This is a genomic window from Nakamurella multipartita DSM 44233 (assembly GCF_000024365.1).
In the GTDB taxonomy this organism is placed as follows: domain Bacteria; phylum Actinomycetota; class Actinomycetes; order Mycobacteriales; family Nakamurellaceae; genus Nakamurella; species Nakamurella multipartita.
In genome coordinates, this window is record NC_013235.1 from 5,815,809 (window position 1) to 5,830,964 (window position 15,156).

The 15,156-nt window shown below is 69.8% G+C and carries 15 protein-coding genes and 1 riboswitch; of the genes, 9 read left to right on the forward strand and 6 right to left on the reverse strand.

Translation table 11 applies throughout. The features are described 5' to 3' along the window. Positions 1-16 precede the first annotated feature (16 nt). Genes NAMU_RS25845 through dnaK form a run of 4 tightly spaced genes read right to left on the reverse strand, consistent with a single transcriptional unit; the run spans position 17 to position 4,293 of the window. Positions 17-487, reverse strand: coding sequence for a heat shock protein transcriptional repressor HspR (locus NAMU_RS25845; RefSeq protein WP_015750287.1), 471 nt, complete (start codon positions 485-487; stop codon positions 17-19). Further along, positions 484-1,698 (reverse strand): molecular chaperone DnaJ, encoded by a 1,215-nt coding sequence (gene dnaJ / locus NAMU_RS25850; protein ID WP_015750288.1) that lies wholly within the window; start codon positions 1,696-1,698, stop codon positions 484-486. Before dnaJ ends, NAMU_RS25845 begins: the two co-directional genes overlap by 4 nt. A 49-nt stretch (positions 1,699-1,747) precedes the next feature. Next, positions 1,748-2,446: a nucleotide exchange factor GrpE gene (grpE, locus tag NAMU_RS25855; RefSeq protein ID WP_015750289.1), complete on the reverse strand. Its 699-nt coding sequence runs from the start codon at positions 2,444-2,446 to the stop codon at positions 1,748-1,750. Beyond that, positions 2,443-4,293, reverse strand: a complete 1,851-nt coding sequence (gene dnaK, locus NAMU_RS25860; protein WP_015750290.1) for a molecular chaperone DnaK — start codon at positions 4,291-4,293, stop codon at positions 2,443-2,445. The genes grpE and dnaK overlap by 4 nt, the downstream gene beginning before the upstream one ends. 420 nt (positions 4,294-4,713) lie before the next feature. Here dnaK and NAMU_RS25865 point away from each other — a divergent pair, with 420 nt between their 5' ends. The 5 genes from NAMU_RS25865 to NAMU_RS25885 all read left to right on the forward strand — a co-directional run bounded on the left by NAMU_RS25865 (position 4,714) and on the right by NAMU_RS25885 (position 7,995). Further along, a complete protein-coding gene (locus NAMU_RS25865; protein WP_015750291.1) occupies positions 4,714-5,070 on the forward strand; it encodes an ArsR/SmtB family transcription factor in 357 nt (118 codons plus the stop codon). Beyond that, entirely contained in the window at positions 5,067-5,567 is a 501-nt protein-coding gene (locus NAMU_RS25870; RefSeq protein ID WP_015750292.1) for an SRPBCC family protein, read from the forward strand. Before NAMU_RS25865 ends, NAMU_RS25870 begins: the two co-directional genes overlap by 4 nt. A gap of 94 nt (positions 5,568-5,661) precedes the next feature. Beyond that, positions 5,662-6,102 carry a VOC family protein gene (locus tag NAMU_RS25875; RefSeq protein ID WP_015750293.1) on the forward strand — a complete coding sequence of 147 codons (441 nt, stop codon included), beginning with the start codon at positions 5,662-5,664 and terminating at the stop codon, positions 6,100-6,102. 1 nt (position 6,103) lies between these two features. Continuing rightward, positions 6,104-6,583, forward strand: a complete 480-nt coding sequence (locus NAMU_RS25880) for a VOC family protein (RefSeq protein ID WP_015750294.1) — start codon at positions 6,104-6,106, stop codon at positions 6,581-6,583. Between the two features lie 23 nt (positions 6,584-6,606). Then, positions 6,607-7,995 (forward strand): FAD-binding oxidoreductase, encoded by a 1,389-nt coding sequence (locus NAMU_RS25885; RefSeq protein ID WP_015750295.1) that lies wholly within the window; start codon positions 6,607-6,609, stop codon positions 7,993-7,995. 16 nt (positions 7,996-8,011) lie between these two features. Here the strand turns inward: NAMU_RS25885 and NAMU_RS25890 are convergent, their stop codons facing one another. After that, on the reverse strand, positions 8,012-8,746 hold the full coding sequence (locus tag NAMU_RS25890; RefSeq protein ID WP_015750296.1) for a FadR/GntR family transcriptional regulator: 735 nt from the start codon (positions 8,744-8,746) through the stop codon (positions 8,012-8,014). Between the two features lie 164 nt (positions 8,747-8,910). On the opposite strand from NAMU_RS25890, the gene NAMU_RS25895 reads away from it, so the two are divergent. The 4 genes from NAMU_RS25895 (at position 8,911) to NAMU_RS25910 (ending at position 13,662) form a co-directional block, all read left to right on the forward strand. Beyond that, positions 8,911-10,602: an L-lactate permease gene (locus NAMU_RS25895; RefSeq protein WP_015750297.1), complete on the forward strand. Its 1,692-nt coding sequence runs from the start codon at positions 8,911-8,913 to the stop codon at positions 10,600-10,602. A 109-nt stretch (positions 10,603-10,711) separates the two neighbouring features. Further along, positions 10,712-11,461 carry a (Fe-S)-binding protein gene (locus NAMU_RS25900; protein WP_015750298.1) on the forward strand — a complete coding sequence of 250 codons (750 nt, stop codon included), beginning with the start codon at positions 10,712-10,714 and terminating at the stop codon, positions 11,459-11,461. An 88-nt stretch (positions 11,462-11,549) separates the two neighbouring features. Continuing rightward, positions 11,550-13,031 (forward strand): LutB/LldF family L-lactate oxidation iron-sulfur protein, encoded by a 1,482-nt coding sequence (locus NAMU_RS25905; RefSeq protein ID WP_015750299.1) that lies wholly within the window; start codon positions 11,550-11,552, stop codon positions 13,029-13,031. Continuing rightward, on the forward strand, positions 13,024-13,662 hold the full coding sequence (locus NAMU_RS25910; protein WP_015750300.1) for a LutC/YkgG family protein: 639 nt from the start codon (positions 13,024-13,026) through the stop codon (positions 13,660-13,662). Before NAMU_RS25905 ends, NAMU_RS25910 begins: the two co-directional genes overlap by 8 nt. A gap of 72 nt (positions 13,663-13,734) precedes the next feature. On the opposite strand, the gene NAMU_RS27935 is transcribed toward NAMU_RS25910, so the two are convergent. Next, positions 13,735-14,700, reverse strand: coding sequence for an endonuclease domain-containing protein (locus NAMU_RS27935; RefSeq protein ID WP_052308089.1), 966 nt, complete (start codon positions 14,698-14,700; stop codon positions 13,735-13,737). A 128-nt stretch (positions 14,701-14,828) separates the two neighbouring features. Further along, positions 14,829-15,068, forward strand: a riboswitch (cobalamin riboswitch). Positions 15,069-15,156 lie beyond the last annotated feature (88 nt).

Consider the following 15,156-nt stretch of genomic DNA (forward strand, 5'->3'; position numbering starts at 1 on the left):
ACGCGGCAGTGCGCGATCAGCGCCGGGGGCGGCGCCAGGCCACCAGGGCCGTGCTCGGCTGCTGCCAGGGCACCACGTCCCGGCGCAGGCCGGCGATCGCGTTGGCGGCGGCGTTGGTGGCGTCGAGCCGCGCGTTGAGCAAGGCGTCCTGCAGATCGGCGATCTGGTCGCTCATCTCGGCGATCCGCAAGCGCAACGCGTCGACCTGCGCCTCCAGCTCGATGATCCGCCGGATGCCGGCGCGGTTGACGCCCTCGTCCTGACTGAGCCGCTGCACCTCACGCAGCAGCTCGATGTCGCGGTGCGAGTAACGCCGACCGCCGCCGGCGGTCCGGCCGGGCGACACCAGACCCTCGCGGTCGTAGGACCGCAGGGTCTGGGCGTGCATCCCGGCCAGTTGCGCCGCCACCGAGATGACGAACAGCGGCGCATCCATCTCGAATCCCGGGCCCGACCGGTCGGCCCCGCCCGCCCGCGACCCGGTCATGACGAGCTACCGGCCGCGGCGCCGTCCCGGGACCGCAGGGCCCGGGTGATGGCCTCACGCGGATCGGCCGTCTGCGCCTTGGCGAACTCCTCCAGCGCGGCCTTCGCCTCGCTCGAGAGCTTCTGCGGCACCGCCACCTCCACCGTGACGATCAGGTCGCCGGTGACGCCCTTGCGGGTCACCCCGGCTCCCTTGACCCGGAACTTGCGGCCGTTGCCGGTGCCCGCCGGAACCCGCAGACTGACCGACCCGGACAGGGTCGGCACGGTCAGCGTGGTGCCCAGGGCCAGTTCGGGGAAGGTGACCGGCACGGTCAGGGTCAGGTTGTCGCCGTTGCGGCCGAACAGCTCGTGCCCGGAGACGTGCACGACCACGTACAGGTCGCCGTTCGGGCCACCGCCGGCACCGGGCTCACCCTTGCCGGCCAGCTTGATCCGCTGACCGTCCGACACCCCGGCCGGGATGCGGGTGGTCAGCCGGCGGGTCTGCAGCACGGTCCGCTCGCCGTGACAGGTCGGGCACGGGTCGTCGATGATCGACCCCGTCCCGTGGCAGTTGGCGCACGGTTCGGAGAAGGCGAACGAGCCCTGGTTGCGGGTGGTCAGACCGGATCCGTGGCACACCGGGCACTCCCGCGGGGCGGTTCCCGGCTTGGCGCCGATGCCGTGGCAGGTGGGACAGGTCGCCCGCTCGGTCAGCCCGAGCGGCACCGTCACCCCGTTGACCGCGTCGGCGAACCCGATCCGCACCTCGGTCTCCAGGTCCGCGCCCTTCTGGGCCCGTACCCGACCGGTGCCGGGACCGGTGCCGCCACCCCGGTTGAACAGGCCGCCGAACAAATCGCCGAACCCGCCCAGCCCGCCGTCCGCCCCGCCCTGCGAGGCGTTGCGGAACAGGTCGCTCATGTCGAAGCCGCCGGTCCCACCACCGGCCCCCGGACCCGCTCCGCCGCCGAAGCCGCGGAACGCGCCGGAAGCCATCAGGTTGCGGGCCTCGTCGTACTCCTTGCGCTTGGCCGGATCCGAGAGCACGTCGTAGGCCTCGGAGACCGCCTTGAAGCGCTCCTCGGCCTGCTTGTTGCCCGGATTCTTGTCCGGGTGCAGGTCCCGGGCGAGCTTGCGGTAGGCCTTCTTGATCTCATCCCCGGACGCGGTCTTGACCACGCCCAGTTCCTTGTAGAAGTCCTTCTCGTAGTAATCCTTGGCGCTCACCCGGAACCTCCCTTCCTGCGCTTGGCTCTGATCAATCGGTCACCGGAACTCAAGCGGACGCGCCCGCCTCCGGGGATTCCGCCTTCGGGGTCTCCGCGTCCGCGGCGTGCTCGGGCCCGGTGACGACCACGACCGCCGGCCGCAGCAACTTGCCGCCGAACTCGTAACCGCTGCGGAACACCGTGGTCACCGTGGGCTCGCTGACCTCGGCCGAGGTACCGAACTGCACGGCCTCGTGCACGGCCGGGTCGAAGTGGTCGCCCACCTTCCCGGTCGTGCTCAGGCCGAGCTTGGTGACGACCGCGATCAGCTTGTCGGCGACCGCGCCGAAGGAACCGGTCAGATCACCGTGGGCGCGGGCCCGGTCCAGGTCGTCCAGCACGGGCAACAGGTCGAGCATGACGCCCGACTTGGCCGCCGCCGCCTGGACCTCGCGGTCCCGATCGACCCGGCGCCGGTAGTTGGCGTACTCGGCGGTCACCCGCTGCAGGTCGGCGGTCCGCTCGGCCGCCTCCTGCCGGGCCAGGTCCAGCTCGGCCGCGGACAGGTCCACGGACAGCGGCTGGGCCGCCTGGTTCGGATCGGCCGGGTCGGCCGCCGAGTGGCGTCCGGCCCCTGGGAAGGGGCTGGACGCCTGGCCGGCCGGGCCGGCGGCGGGCTCGCGCACCGCCCCGGTGGCCGGGTCGACCCGGCGGTTGTCCCGGATCACCGGCTCCTCGTGCTCGGGGTGCTTGTCGGGTCCGCTCACTTCTTGTCGCCCTCGTCCACGATCTCGGCGTCGACGATCTCCTCCTCCGGCTGCGAGGACGAGCCGGCACCCGGGTCGGCGGAGCCGCTGGCCGCATCGGCCTGGGTCTGCGCGTACAGCGCCGAACCCAGCTGCTGCGACTCGTTGGCCAGCTCCTCGACGGCGGACTTGATCGCGGCGACGTCGGTGCCCTTGAGCGCCTCGTTCACCTTGGTGATGCAGCCCTTGACCCGCTCCTTGGGGTCCTCGGGCAGCTTCTCGTCGTTGTCCTTGAGGAACTTCTCGGTCTGGTAGACCAGCGCCTCGGCCTGGTTGCGGACCTCGGCCTCCTCGCGGCGGGCCTTGTCGTCCTCGGCGTGCGCCTCGGCCTCGCGCATCATCCGGTCGATGTCGTCCTTGGGCAGCGCGGAGCCGCCGGTGATCGTCATCGACTGGGTCTTGCCGGTGCCCATGTCCTTGGCCGACACGTGCACGATGCCGTTGGCGTCGATGTCGAAGGTGACCTCGATCTGCGGCACGTTGCGCGGGGCCGGCGGCAGGCCGGTCAGCTCGAACATGCCCAGACGCTTGTTGTAGGCCGCGATCTCGCGCTCACCCTGATAGACCTGGATCTGCACCGACGGCTGGTTGTCCTCGGCCGTGGTGAAGATCTCGGACCGCTTGGTCGGGATCGTGGTGTTGCGCTCGATCAGCTTGGTCATGATGCCGCCCTTGGTCTCGATGCCCAGGGACAGTGGGGTGACGTCCAGCAGCAGCACGTCCTTGACCTCGCCGCGCAGCACGCCGGCCTGCAGGGCCGCGCCGACGGCGACGACCTCGTCCGGGTTCACACCCTTGTTCGGCTCCTTGCCACCGGTCAGCTCCTTGACCAGCTCGGTGACGGCCGGCATCCGGGTGGACCCGCCGACCATGACCACGTGGTCGATGTCGCCGACCTTGACGCCGGCGTCCTTGATCACCTGGTGGAACGGGTTGCGGGTGCGGTCCAGCAGATCGGAGGTGATCTTCTGGAACTCGGCGCGGGAGAGCGTCTCGTCCAGGAACAGCGGGTTCTTCTCCGCATCCACCGTGATGTACGGCAGGTTGATGGAGGTCTGCTGCGAGCTGGACAGCTCGATCTTGGCCTTCTCGGAGGCCTCGCGGATGCGCTGCATGGCCATCTTGTCGCGGGTCAGGTCGATGCCGTGGGCGGCCTTGAACTTGTCGACCAGCCACTTGACGACGCGCTCGTCCCAGTCGTCGCCGCCGAGCTTGTTGTCGCCCGCAGTCGCCTTCACCTCGACGACGCCGTCACCGATCTCCAGCAGCGAGACGTCGAAGGTGCCACCACCGAGGTCGAAGACCAGGATGGTCTGCTCCTTCTCGCCCTTGTCCAGGCCGTAGGCCAGGGCCGCGGCGGTCGGCTCGTTGACGATGCGCAGGACGTTCAGGCCGGCGATCTCGCCGGCCTCCTTGGTCGCCTGGCGCTGCGAGTCGTTGAAGTACGCGGGCACGGTGATCACCGCGTCGACGACGTTCTCACCCAGGTAGGACTCGGCGTCGCGCTTGAGCTTGCCCAGCACCCGGGCGCTGATCTCCTGCGCGGTGTAGGTCTTGCCGTCGACGTCCGGCGACTTCCAGGTGGTGCCCATGTGGCGCTTGACCGACCGGATGGTGCGGTCGACGTTGGTCACGGCCTGGCGCTTGGCGACCTCACCGACCAGCACCTCGCCGTTCTTGGCGAAGGCCACGATCGACGGCGTCGTCCGGGCGCCCTCGGCATTAGCGATGACGGTCGGCTCGCCGCCCTCCAGGACAGCAACGACCGAGTTGGTGGTACCGAGATCGATACCGACGGCACGGGACATGCAATTTCCTCCTGCACACTGCCCGGTGGAACCCTCCGCCGGGTCTTTCGGTGACGCGGCCCGGTCGGGCCTCGTCGGAACGGCTATCTCTCACTGCGATCTATCTGGATCCCTCGGCGAAGATGCCCGCGAAATCGAGACCTGTCAAGTTCGTGTCAAAGGACTTGCGTCTGTTCGACTCAACTTTACTGCACGGTCCAACCGAAGGGTCGTTGGATCTATTCCGTTGGCGACCCTCACATCGGACTCCCATGGCCGGGTCCCGCTCGCCGGGGCAGCGCGCCCCTTCCATCCGGCAACACCCTCGCCCGACCGACAGCGCTCGGCCGGCCGGACGCCGCCTCGACGACCGTTGACATCGCCCGATCTCCCGCGCTACTGTAGTCAACCGATCAGTTGATAAAGAGATCGGTTGACAAAGTGATCGTGGATCCCTCCTCGGACGACCGGCTGGACCGGGCCTTCATGGCCCTGGCCGACCCCGTCCGGCGGCGGATGATCGCCCGGCTCTCCCGCGGGCCGGCCACGGTCAATGAACTGGCCGAGCCGTTCGCCATCACCAAACAGGCTGTGTCCAAACACATTCAGGTGTTGGAGCAGGCCGGACTGGTGACCCGCACGCGGGAGGCGCAACGCCGGCCGGTGCACCTGAACGCCGCCCAACTGGAGGCGCTCACCGCCTGGATCGACCGCTACCGGCTGATCCACGAACAGCAGTTCCGCAGCCTGGACGCGCTCCTGGCGCGATCCGAGCCCGAGAGGAAGGACGAACCATGACCGCCCCCAGGACAACCTCAGCCACCCACCCGGTGACCATCGACGCCCCCGAAGGGGTGCCGTTCATCGACATCGTGCGCGAGTTCGACGCGCCGGTCGCCGCCCTGTTCCGCGCCCATGCCGAGCCGGACCTGGTCAAGCAGTGGCTCGGCCCGAACGGTTACGAGATGGATGTCGAGCGGTGGGACTTCCGCAGCGGCGGCGGTTACCGGTACACCCACACCGACGGCAAGGGCGGCGAGTACCGCTTCCGCGGGGTGTTCCACGTGGTCCGGGAGAACGACTTCGCCATCCAGACCTTCGAGTACGAGGGGTTCCCGGACGTCGTCGCCATCGAGTCAATGACCTTCACCGACCTGGGGGGCGGCCGCGCCCGGCTGTCCATCCACAGCGTGTACCCGACCCTGGAGGCCCGGGACGGAATGGTGGCCAGCGGGATGGAGACCGGACTGGTCGAGGGCTACGCCCGCCTGGACACCGTCGCCGCCGGCCTGTAGTCCTCCCACTCCCGCACGACCCCTGCCACACCCGAGCAGCCGTACCCGAGCAGCCGTCCCCAGCAGCCGCACCCCAGAAGCAAGGAGCACCACCATGGATTGGACCCTCGAGGTCGTCGTCCTGCCGGTCGCCGACATCGGTCGGGCGATCGCGTTCTACCGGGACAAGATCGGTTTCCACCTGGACCACGACACCACCAACGAGTGGATGCACGTGGCCCAGCTAACCCCGCCCGGATCGGGCTGCTCGATCGTGGTCGGCGATCTGCCGGCCCAGAACCAGATGGCGCCCGGCTCGATGCGCGGCCTGCATCTGGTGGTCGCCGACGCCGCCGCGGCCCGGGCCGAGCTGGTCGGCCGCGGGGTGGAGTGCGACGAGATCACCTCGTTCGACGAGCGGGACGGCGGGACGTTCTTCGGCTTCGCCGATCCCGACGGCAACACCTGGGCGGTGCAGCAGATCAAGGCCCGCGCCGCCAAACCCCTGATTCCGCACGACGCCCGCTCTCGCTTTGGCGAAGGAATGGAGATCTGACATGCCCGCGACCATCCCCTGCCTGTGGTTCGACGGCCAGGCCGAGCCGGCCGCCCGGCTCTACACCGAGGTCTTCCCGAACTCGACCATCGACGGCATCACCCACTACGGCCCGGACACCCCGGGCACCGAGGGCGCCGTGCTGACCGTCGAGTTCACCCTGGACGGCACCCGGTACATCGGCTTGAACGGCGGGCCGCAGTTCACGTTCTCCGAGGCCATCTCGTTCCAGATCATGTGCGCCGATCAGGCTGAGGTCGACCACTACTGGTACCGGCTGTCCGAGGGCGGCTACCAGGACCAGTGCGGTTGGCTCAAGGACCGGTTCGGCCTGTCCTGGCAGGTGGTGCCGACCCGGTTGACCGAGCTGCTGCAGGATCCGGACCCGGCCCGGGCCAACCGGGCCATGCAGGCCATGTTGACCATGCGCCGGATCGACATCGCCGCACTGGAGGCCGCCGCGGACGCCGAACCGGCCTGAGCCCGCGTCGTACCATCCCGGGCATGACGAGCGTGCTGCTGACGGCCCTGGATCGGGTCCTGCCGGCCGACCGGATCACCAGCGATCCCGACGTGCTGCGCGCGCTGTCCAGCGACGAGGCTGAGTGGGCTCCGGTCGGCGCGGCGACGGCCGCGGTCCGGGCCCGCGCCGAGTCCGAGGTCCAGGCCGCGGTCCGGGTGGCCGCCGAGCTGGGCACGCCGATCGTCGCCCGCGGGGCCGGCACCGGACTATCCGGTGGGGCCAACGCGGTCGACGGCTGCCTGTTGCTGGACCTGTCCCGGATGAACGCCGTCGTTCAGATCAACCCCGACGATCTGACCTGCGTGGTGCAGCCGGGCGTGGTCAACAACGATCTGAAGGCGGCCGTGGCCGAGCACGGGCTCTGGTACCCGCCGGACCCGGCCAGCGCCCCCTGGTCCACCATCGGCGGCAACACCGCCACCAACGCCGGCGGCTTGTGCTGCCTGAAGTACGGGGTGACCCGCGATTACGTACTCGGCCTGCGCGCGGTGGTTGGCGGCCCGGCCGGGTACGGCACCGCGGTGTGGCTGGGACGGCGCACCGCCAAGGGCGTGGCCGGCTACGACATCGCCGGCCTGATGGTCGGTTCCGAAGGCACGCTGGGCGTCATCACCGAGATCACCCTGCGGCTACGGCCCGCGCCCGTCGGGGTGCCCCGGACCATCGTGGGTGCCTTCACCACCCTGGTCGACGCCGGCCGGGCCGTCGCGCTGGTCACCCGGCTCGGGCTGACCCCGTCGGCCCTGGAGCTGCTGGACCGCACCTGCCTGAACGCGGCGCGGGACTGGAAGAATCTGGACGTCGAGGCCGACGCGGCGGTGCTGTTGCTGGCCCGGGTCGACACCCCCGGCGACAGCGGCGAGGCCGAGGCCGCGGCCGTGGCCGACGCGTTCGAGCGCAGCGGGGCCCTGTGGGCGGCGCTGTCCACCGACGACGTGGAGGCCGAGGCGCTGTTCGAGGCCCGTCGCCTGGCCTACCCGGCCCTGGAGCGGCTCGGGCCGGTGCTCACCGAGGACATCTGCGTGCCGCGGTCCAAGGTGCCGGACATGCTGGCCGCGATCGAACGGATCGCCGCGGAGCATCGTGTGCAGATCGCCACCATCGCCCACGCCGGCGACGGCAACCTGCATCCGCTGATGCTGTCCGAACCCGGCGACGACGCCGCCCGGATCCGCGCCCAGCAGGCGTTCGAGCAGATGCTCGACGCGGCCATCGGTTTCGGCGGCACCGTGACCGCCGAGCATGGCGTCGGGCTGCTCAAGCGGGGCGGGCTGCGCCGCGAACTGGACCCCGGATCGTTGCTGCTGCAACAGGCGATCAAGGACGCGCTCGATCCGCGGCACCTGTTCAACCCGGGCAAGGTCCTCTGAGTCCGAGCCCGACCCGTCAGCCGGACACGCCGACTTTCATGCGGACGTAGAAGCCCTCGATGTGGCGCTCCAGCGCATCCGCGGCGCCCGGACCATCGGCGGTGGCCAGCGCCTGATAGATCGCATGATGGTCGGCCCGCAGGCCGTCCCGGATCTCCGGCCAGTCGCCGGCCTGCTCGAGCGTGCCCAGGATGTCGCTGCGAATCGACTCCCGCACGGCCACGGTCAGGTCGGCGATGAACTGGTTGCCGCCGGCCTCGGCGATCGCGACGTGGAACTCGGTGTCCAGTTCGTTGAACCGGGCCCGCTCGATGTCGGGCTCGTCCATCGCCAGCAAGGGCTTCTCGATCCGGGCCAGGACCTCGGGCGTCATCGCCTTGGCCGCGCCCAGCGCACTGAACCGTTCGAACATCACCCGCGACTCGACGACGTCGGACAGCGGGAACGAGGCAACGGCCAGGTGCACCCGCAGCAGCCGGGTCAGCGCGCCCGAGGGCGCCTGGGTCACGATGGTCCCGGAGTCCGCCCCGGTACCGACCGCCGACCGGACGACGCCCTGAGCCTGCAGGACCCGCAGCGCTTCGCGCACGGCCGGGCGGGACGCGCCCAGCATCGTGGCCAGCTCACGCTCGGGTGGGAGTCGATCCCCGGGCCGCAGCGTGCGGTTGATCAGTTGTTCCTCGATGCGCCGGAGCACGAGCTCATAGGTCGGCACGCGCTGAACGGGTTCCCAACCGGCCGGTGCCGCCATCGGCTCTCCTCATGCTCGGCCACCGCCGCTCCGAGCGGCAGGCATCGCTGGCGACATTTTTTGCCGCAACCCTGGACAGCCTATCAGGTATGCCTTATGGTCCTTTCATTCTTTGGTCAGACCAAATCGGCCCGACCGGATCACGCGCTTCCCGTGGAGGATCAATGGCGACCCCGTATCAGCCCGACATCACTGCTGTCGGCGACAGTGTTTTTCTCACGGCGATGGTGTCGATCATCCCGTTGGCTGTGGTGTTCATCTTCCTGGGTGTGTTGAAGACGAAGGCGCACTTCGCGGCCCTGGCCGGGTTGGCGGCGTCGATCCTGGTGGCGATCCTGGCGTTCGGGATGCCGGTCGATCTGACGTTGTTGGGTGCCTCGCAGGGCATCTTGTACGGGTTGTTCCCGATCATGTGGATCGTGTTGGCGGCGATCTGGCTGTATGAGCTGACGGTGATCAGTGGCCGGTTCGAGGATCTGCGGACCGCGTTCAACCGGATCTCGGACGATCCCCGGATCCAGGGGATCATCATCGCGTTCTGTTTCGGTGGGTTGCTCGAGGCGTTGGCCGGGTTCGGCGCCCCGGTCGCGATCACCGGTGTCATGCTGGTCTCGCTTGGGTTCTCCCCGATGCGGGCCGCGGCCACGGTACTGCTGGCCAACACCGCCCCGGTCGCGTTCGGCGCGATCGGCATCCCGATCATCACTGCCGGCAACCTGACCGGCATCGACTATCACGAGATCGGTGCGGTCGTCGGCCGGCAGACCCCGATCCTGGCGATGTTCGTACCGCTGCTGCTGGTGATGATCGTGGACGGCAAGCGGGGCATCAAGCAGACCTGGCCGATCGCCCTGGTCTCGGGCATCTGCTTTTCCATCGCCCAGTTCATCAGCGCCAATTTCATCTCGGTCGAGCTGACCGACATCATCGCCTCGCTGGCCGCGCTGGTCTCGGTCGTGGTGATGCTCAAGTTCTGGAAGCCCAAGGGCACCGTGGAGGCCCGGGAGCGGCTGGCCCTGGCGGCCAAGGAGGAGCACGTCGAGCCGACCGGCGGCCCGTCCGGCGGTAGCGCTCCGGTGGCCACCGCGGTCTCGACGGAGAAGTTGACCGCCGGGCGGACCGTGATGGCGTTCCTGCCCTACATCGTGGTCATCGTGGTGTTCTCGCTGGCCAAGCTGTTCACCCCGCTCAAGACGTGGCTGGCCAGCACCGATATCAAGTTCGGCTGGCCGGGCTCGGACGGCAACATCTTGAATCTGGCCGGTAAGCCGTCCACGGCCACCCAGTACACCCTGGGGTACCTGTCCAACGCGGGCACCCTGCTGATCATCTCCGGGGTGATCGTGATGATCGCCTACCGGATCAAGCCGGGCCTGGCGGTCAAGGAGTTCGGCAAGACCGTCTACAAGTTGCGGTTCGCGTTGCTGACCGTGGGCAGTGTGCTGGGCCTGGCCTACGTGATGAACATGTCCGGCCAGACCATCACCATCGGCCAGTGGCTGGCCGCCGGCACCGGCGCGTTCTTCGCGTTCCTGTCCCCGATCCTGGGTTGGGTCGGCACCGCCGTGACCGGCTCGGACACCAGCGCCAACGCCCTGTTCGCCACCCTGCAGCAGTCGGCCGCGGAGAAGGCCGGCCTGGACCCGACGCTGCTGGTCGCGGCGAACACCTCCGGCGGCGTGGTCGGCAAGATGATCAGCCCGCAGAACCTGACCATCGCCGCGACCGCGGTCGGCCTGCTCGGCAAGGAATCGGACATCCTGCGCCGCGTCCTGAAGTGGAGCGTCGGGCTGCTGCTGGCCATGTGCGTGCTGGTCTACCTGCAGAGCAACGTGCTGTCCTGGATGATCCCCTGACCTGACACCGGTTCTCGGACGGCGCCCCGCCCGGCGCCGTCCGAGAATGGCTTCGAACGCCGTACCTGCAACTCTTTCCGCCGCTGCATGAGTTGACCGGAGTCCCGTCATGCGTATCGCGTTGATCGCCACCTGTCTGGGTGACGCGCTGTTCCCCGAGGTGGCCAAGGCCACCACCGTGCTGCTGGAACGGCTGGGGCATCAGGTGGTGTTCCCAGCGGATCAGGTGTGTTGCGGGCAGATGCACGTCAACACCGGGTATCTCACCGAAGCGGTGCCGGTGGTGCGGCAGCACGTCGAGGTGTTCGAGGCCGCCGACTTCGATGTCGCGGTGGCCCCGTCCGGATCGTGCGTCGGGTCGGTCCGGCATCAGCAGGCGATGGTCGCCCGCCGCGTCGGGGACACCGCGCTGGCCGACCGGGCCACCGCGTTGGCCGGCCGCACCTACGAGCTGTCCGAGCTGCTGGTCGACGTGCTGAAGGTGACCGATGTGGGGGCGTACTACCCGCACCGGGTCACCTACCACCCGACCTGCCACTCGCTGCGGATGCTGCGGGTCGGCGACAAGCCGCTGCAGCTGCTGCGCGCGGTCCAGGGCATCGACCTGGTCGAGTTGCCCGGCGCCGACCAGTGCTGCGGCTTCGGCGGCACCTTCTCGATCAAGAACGCCGACACCAGCTCGGCGATGCTGGCCGACAAGGTCGGCAACATCGTCGGCACCGGCGCCGACCGGTGCACCGCCGGCGACGCGTCCTGCCTGATGAACATCGGCGGCGGCCTGTCCCGCCAGGACACCGGCATCCGCACCATCCACCTGGCCCAGATCCTGGCCTCGACCCGAGAGCAGGTCGCCGCATGAGTGAGGCTTGCCGAACGAATCATCGACACAGTTGCCGGCGCCGCGTCCAGGTCGCCGAGCCCGCGAGGCGAGTTGGAAAGGCGACGGCATGAGCACGTTCCTGGGAATCCCGAGAAAACACGCGGCGCAGGAGGAGTCGCCGTTGCGGGGGGCGTTGCCGTTCCCGAAGGCGGCCCGGCGGGAGTTGGCCAACGATCAGTTGCGGCGGAACCTGGCCCACGCCACATCGGTGATCCGGAGCAAGCGAGCCCTGGTCGTGGACGAGATGCCCGACTGGGAAGCGTTGCGTGATGCCGGCGCGGCGACCAAGACGCAGGTGATGTCGAACCTGCCCGCGCTGCTGGAACAGTTCGAGGCCAACGTGACCGCCCACGGCGGCGTCGTGCACTGGGCCACCGACGCCCAGGAGGCCAACCGGATCGTGACCGAACTGGTCCGCGCGCAGGGCGTCGACGAGGTCATCAAGGTCAAATCGATGGCCACCCAGGAAATCGGCCTCAACGAATACCTCGAGGACAACGGGATCGCCGCGGTCGAGACCGATCTGGCCGAACTGATCGTGCAACTGGGCCACGACACGCCCTCGCACATCCTGGTCCCGGCCATCCACCGCAACCGCACCGAGGTCCGCGACATCTTTCTGGCCGAAATGGAAGACGCCCCGGCCGATCTGACCGATGAACCACGCCGGTTGGCGATGGCCGCCCGGGAACACCTGCGGCGCAAGTTCCTGGCCAGCAAGGTCGCGATCTCGGGCACCAACTTCGGCATCGCCGAGACCGGCACCATCGGCGTGGTCGAGTCCGAGGGCAACGGCCGGATGTGCGTGACCCTGCCCGAGACCCTGATCACCGTGATGGGCATCGAGAAGATCCTGCCCACGTTCACCGACCTGGAAGTGTTCCTGCAGCTGCTGCCCCGCTCCTCGACCGGGGAACGGATGAACCCCTACACCTCGCTGTGGACCGGGGTCACCCCGGGCGACGGCCCGCAGAACTTCCACCTCATCCTGCTCGACAACGGCCGCACCAACGCCCTGGCCGACCAGGTCGGCCGGGCCGCGCTGCACTGCATCCGCTGCTCGGCCTGCCTGAACGTGTGCCCGGTCTACGAACGCACCGGCGGCCACGCCTACGGCTCGGTCTACCCCGGCCCGATCGGCGCCGTGCTGACCCCGCAACTGACCGGCATGCACGGCCACCACGACGTGAACTCGACCCTGCCCTACGCCTCCTCGCTGTGCGGCGCCTGCTACGACGTCTGCCCGGTCAAGATCCCCATCCCGGACCTGCTCGTCGAACTGCGCGGCCGCGCCGTCGATGCCGACCGCGGCCGCACCATCCCCGGCGGCTGGGACGCCGCGATGAAAGCCGCCGCCTGGATCATGAGCGACCCCACCCGGTTCGCCGCCGCCGAGAAAGGCCTGGCCGCCGGCCGACTCGTCGCCGGCCGCGACAAGAAGATCAAACACCTGCCGTTCCCCGGATCGGCCTGGACCCACACCAAGGACATGCCCGCCCCGCCCAAGCAGACGTTCCGGCAATGGTGGAAGGAAACGCATCATGAGTAGCCGCGAGACCGTCCTGGGCCGCATCCGCAGCGCCCTGGCCGCCGACACCACCCCACCACCACCCATCCCCCGCGACTACATCCGCGTCGGGGACCACCCGCCCGGCAGCCCCCCCGTGCTGGAACTGATGATCGACCGCCTCGTCGACTACAAAGCCCACGTCCGCGAGATCACCCCCGACCAACTCGCCGACGCCATCGACACCGCCCTGGCCGATCAACGGTCGGTGGTGCTGGCACCCGATCTGGACCCGGCGATCGCCGCGGCCGCCGCCCGCTCCGGCCGCACCCTGACCACCGACGGCACCCCCACCGTGCTCACCCCTGCCGAACTCGACCGGATCGACGCCGTCGTCACCACCGCCACCGTCGCCATCGCGTTATCCGGCACCATCACCCTCGACGGCGGCCCCGGCCAAGGCCGCCGCGCCATCACCCTGGTCCCCGACTTCCACCTCGTCGTCCTGCACGCCGAGCAGATCGTGCACACCGTCCCCGAAGCCATCGCCCGCCTCGACCCCGTCCGACCCCTGACCATGATCGCCGGACCCTCCGCCACCAGCGACATCGAACTCGAACGCGTCGAAGGCGTGCACGGCCCCCGCACCCTGTCCGTGCTCATCGTGCGCTGACCCGACCATCGAGGGGCCACTTCCGGTCGTTCCCGAGGCCCGGGAAGGTCCGGAACTGGCCCCTCGATCCGGTCAGCCCCGCCAGCCGGCCGCGATCAGGGCGTGCCTTACCCGGGCGACGGTGGCGGCCCGGTCGCCGAAGAAGGCGCGACCGGTGATCCGGACGACCGTCCACCCGTGCGCGGCGAACCGCTCCAGCCGGCGGACGTCCCGGTCGAACTGCCGAGTGTCGGTCCGATGCTGATCCCCGTCGTACTCCACGATCACCCGCCACCGGCGGTAGACCAGGTCGGCCCGACCCAGGAATTCACCCCGAGATCCGGTGATCGACACGTTCACCTCCGGTTCGGGCAGGCCCGCATCCACCACGGCCACCCGCACGAGCGACTCCGGCCGGGACTCGACCCCCGGCCGGATTCGGGCCACGGCCCGCGCGGCCACCGCCTTGCCCCGGCCCCGGAACACCGCCACCCGCTCGGCCAGCTCCGCCTGGGTCAGCCACGGACGATCGTCGAGCGGGTTCGGGTAGACCGGCGCATGGATCAACGCGTCGCCGACGGCGATCAGGTCCGCCAGCGGCAGCACGCTGGCGAGCTGGCAGAACATCGTGGCCGGGTCGACGATCCGGCAGCCGTGACGCCGCCCGACCAAGGCCCGTGGGTCCAGGAGCTTGTGGGCGTGCACCCCGCGGCGCCGGGGTGGGCGGGCCGGGGGCACAACCCCGATGTGCAGATCCTCCTCGACCAAGTCCGGCGGCAGCGGCACCGGCCACAGCCGCGCCGCGGTCAGGTGGGTGAAGATCGGATCGCCGCCCAGGGCGACGGCCAGGGCGACGCATCGGGCCAGTAGGGCAGGCGGGGCGGCGGGCGAGGCCGGGGTCGGGGCCGACGGCGTGACCTTGGGGACCCGGACCCCGCGGAACGGCCGGTCCAGGTCGGCTCCCCGCATGCGGCGATCGGTGAGTCCGGCCGCTCGGCCCTGGCCGACCGTGAACGCGCCGAGGGCCAGCTCGGGCGGCAGAGGTCGGCGGGGCGGCACCCGCGAATGATGGACGAGATCGCCGGAACCGCGGCCGAGTTGTCCACAGGCCTGATCGAGGGGCCACTTCCGGTCGTTCCCGAGGCCCGGGAAGGTCCGGAACTGGCCCCTCGACCGGGCCAGCCCGTACCCTGGCTCCCGCTGATGGTCCGTCGTGCTCCACGCTCGGCGGGACAACAGGGAACCCGGTGCGAATCCGGGGCTGCCCCGCAGCGGTGATCGGGAACGACCGCCATCACCCCGCCGGTTCGTCGGTGGGGTCCAGCACTGGGTGCGAACCCGGGAAGCGATGGCCAGTAGGCATTCCTTGCGTTGAGGCGCAGGACCAGCCCGAGAGTCCGAAGACCTGCCATCGGTCGGTGGGCCGTCGGTCCACTGCGTTCGGGACCGCGAGGGACGGTCGCGTGCGATCGGGCGAGGCCGCACCGGCCCCCACCCGTCCCGCTGGCTCCGAAG

What these genes read in the sequence shown, in the direction of transcription:
- NAMU_RS25895 (WP_015750297.1), top strand. Translation starts at nt 8,911, where the DNA reads ATGGCGACCCCGTATCAGCCCGACATCACTGCTGTCGGCGACAGTGTT.
- NAMU_RS25910 (WP_015750300.1), top strand. Translation starts at nt 13,024, where the DNA reads ATGAGTAGCCGCGAGACCGTCCTGGGCCGCATCCGCAGCGCCCTGGCC.
- NAMU_RS25885 (WP_015750295.1), top strand. Translation starts at nt 6,607, where the DNA reads ATGACGAGCGTGCTGCTGACGGCCCTGGATCGGGTCCTGCCGGCCGAC.
- dnaK (WP_015750290.1), bottom strand. Translation starts at nt 4,293, where the DNA reads ATGTCCCGTGCCGTCGGTATCGATCTCGGTACCACCAACTCGGTCGTT.
- NAMU_RS25900 (WP_015750298.1), top strand. Translation starts at nt 10,712, where the DNA reads ATGCGTATCGCGTTGATCGCCACCTGTCTGGGTGACGCGCTGTTCCCC.
- NAMU_RS25905 (WP_015750299.1), top strand. Translation starts at nt 11,550, where the DNA reads ATGAGCACGTTCCTGGGAATCCCGAGAAAACACGCGGCGCAGGAGGAG.
- NAMU_RS25845 (WP_015750287.1), bottom strand. Translation starts at nt 487, where the DNA reads ATGACCGGGTCGCGGGCGGGCGGGGCCGACCGGTCGGGCCCGGGATTC.
- NAMU_RS25890 (WP_015750296.1), bottom strand. Translation starts at nt 8,746, where the DNA reads ATGGCGGCACCGGCCGGTTGGGAACCCGTTCAGCGCGTGCCGACCTAT.
- NAMU_RS25875 (WP_015750293.1), top strand. Translation starts at nt 5,662, where the DNA reads ATGGATTGGACCCTCGAGGTCGTCGTCCTGCCGGTCGCCGACATCGGT.
- NAMU_RS25870 (WP_015750292.1), top strand. Translation starts at nt 5,067, where the DNA reads ATGACCGCCCCCAGGACAACCTCAGCCACCCACCCGGTGACCATCGAC.
- NAMU_RS25880 (WP_015750294.1), top strand. Translation starts at nt 6,104, where the DNA reads ATGCCCGCGACCATCCCCTGCCTGTGGTTCGACGGCCAGGCCGAGCCG.